The sequence below is a fragment of the Candidatus Nitrosarchaeum limnium BG20 genome, assembly GCF_000241145.1.
Classification (GTDB): domain Archaea; phylum Thermoproteota; class Nitrososphaeria; order Nitrososphaerales; family Nitrosopumilaceae; genus Nitrosarchaeum; species Nitrosarchaeum limnae.
Genome location: NZ_AHJG01000054.1, coordinates 1 through 2010, shown reverse-complemented (window position 1 = coordinate 2010; position 2010 = coordinate 1). Strand labels below are relative to the sequence as shown.

The 2010-nt window shown below is 31.5% G+C and carries 2 protein-coding genes and 1 pseudogene; all 3 read right to left on the bottom strand.

All coding sequences use genetic code 11. The features are described 5' to 3' along the window. Positions 1-595, bottom strand: a 595-nt coding sequence (locus BG20_RS01995; protein WP_010190185.1) for a signal recognition particle receptor subunit alpha, incomplete at its 3' end; no start/stop codon positions are given. Next, positions 588-1277: a diphthine--ammonia ligase gene (locus tag BG20_RS01990; protein ID WP_010190184.1), complete on the bottom strand. Its 690-nt coding sequence runs from the start codon at positions 1275-1277 to the stop codon at positions 588-590. The genes BG20_RS01995 and BG20_RS01990, both read right to left, overlap by 8 nt. A 525-nt stretch (positions 1278-1802) precedes the next feature. Further along, positions 1803-2010: pseudogene (locus tag BG20_RS01985) on the bottom strand (hypothetical protein); the annotation flags it as partial.

Below are 2010 nucleotides of genomic sequence, written 5' to 3'. Positions count from 1 at the left end.
GATCTTTTTCTTCTTTGTGTCGCCCAGCAGTATCAATTATTATTATATCTAAAGGCAAATTTTCATAATGTTTTAAACCATTTTTTACAATGTCTGGAGAATCTTTGTTGTTTGGCTCACCATATACCTCCACATTTGATTTTTCACACATTGTTTTTAATTGAACTAATGCTCCAGGTCGATATGTATCAGCACCTATTACTCCAACTGAATATCCCTGTTTTGTTAAAAATTTAGCAAGTTTTGCAGTTACGGTTGTCTTACCACTTCCTTGAATACCTAACATGATAATTTTATTTTGCTTGTTAGGTTTGAAATCAAAGTCAGTTTCTTTACCCAGTAGTTTTGCAAGTTCATCGTAGAGAATTTTTACAATGTGATCTTTTCTAGATAAACCAGGAGGTGGGGTTTCGTTTAATGAACGTGCTTCTAATTGCTTTGTAATTTCAAGAACCAATCTCACATTTACATCCGATTGTAGTAATGCTCTCTGAACATCTTTTGAAAGTTCTTTAATTAGTTCTTCATCAATTCCTGAAGATTTTACAATTTTTTTGATTGCATCACGTAGATTATTTCTTAAATTATCAAGCATTGTAATTTAGCCTCGCTTCCACTATTTCAAACCTTCCTCTGTATCCATCCCAAATTTTTTTCCCTTTAATTATTTTAATATCATTAGAAAATAAAGGGCAATTTACAACAAAGGTTTCTGCCTCACCGCCTTCAAAATTTAAATTAAAACCAAATTTTTTAGAAAGATCATTAAGAATTACAATATCATTTTTTGTAATAATTTTTCCTAACCATGAGTCATCTAGCCCTCCAGATGAAACACTGATAACAATAAATTCAAAGTTTTCAGATATTAATTCAGTCATATATTCTAGTGAAGTACGATTCCAGATCGGAGCAATTATTTTTAGATTCAATTTAATGCATAAATTTTCAAATTTTTCTTTCTGAAATTGACTTTGTATCCCACCATGTACCACCCCTTCTATTTGGTATTGATCAATTGCCTGAATTAGAATTTTTTCCAGTAAATTAATTTCATTTTCAGTATCAGCAGATTCAGATTTTATTGTTATTTGTGGGATATGCATTGCTTCTGATTGTAAATGAGTCCACGATAAATTAGGATGATGTAACAAATGACTTTCATCAGATTTTGGAAAGACACTAAGGAGACATTTTATTTCATGGTTTTGCTTTTTTGCCAAAAATATAGAATACATGCTGTCCTTACCCCCTGAAAAAAGAGATGCTAGTTTCATATCAATTAGAGGAAATATTTAGAAAAAATATGTATGGATGCTTCATTACTCATAATCCTCATCACAGTTCAGACGGCTTTTCCAGTCATCATCAGCATCCACACTAATTTTTAACATGTATTGCTTTTCAGCCAGATATAATTTGTACATAAGCCAGATAACACACGTCTTTTTTATACATGTTCTTGGGGCAGTCTAAACATTAATCAAATACATCCCATAATGAGTAACAATTAGTCATATAATTATAACAAATCTCATTCATGGCTAGTTGAAGACATTGTAGAGAAGAAATTCGGATGTTGATCATTTTGAACAAACATTCTGTTAACTAGTGATATGATTGCCCAACATTATGAAATATGTGGGATGTACAAAACTGGAACATGGTACAGTGATGCATTACTTGAACGCAAATGGAAACATCGAATCTTATTTTAACTCTGACTAGAATCCAGAATCATAAGAATTGAATTTCTAATTGCATTCACGTTAACTATCTAGGGTACGGTAATCTAAGAGCAATCAAGATTGATTTTCATAATAAAGACGAATTACATCATCAACTATTTTATTTGTGTCAACATCTTTTTCTGCGCTTACAAGAAGTAGAAAATCATCTCCTAAATAAAACGAGAAACGCTTGACCTTATCGTATTCTGATAAAGTGTATTTTGTTTTACCGAGCCACTGAGACATCTCTTTTCGAGCCTGCCAATCAATGATTGATAGA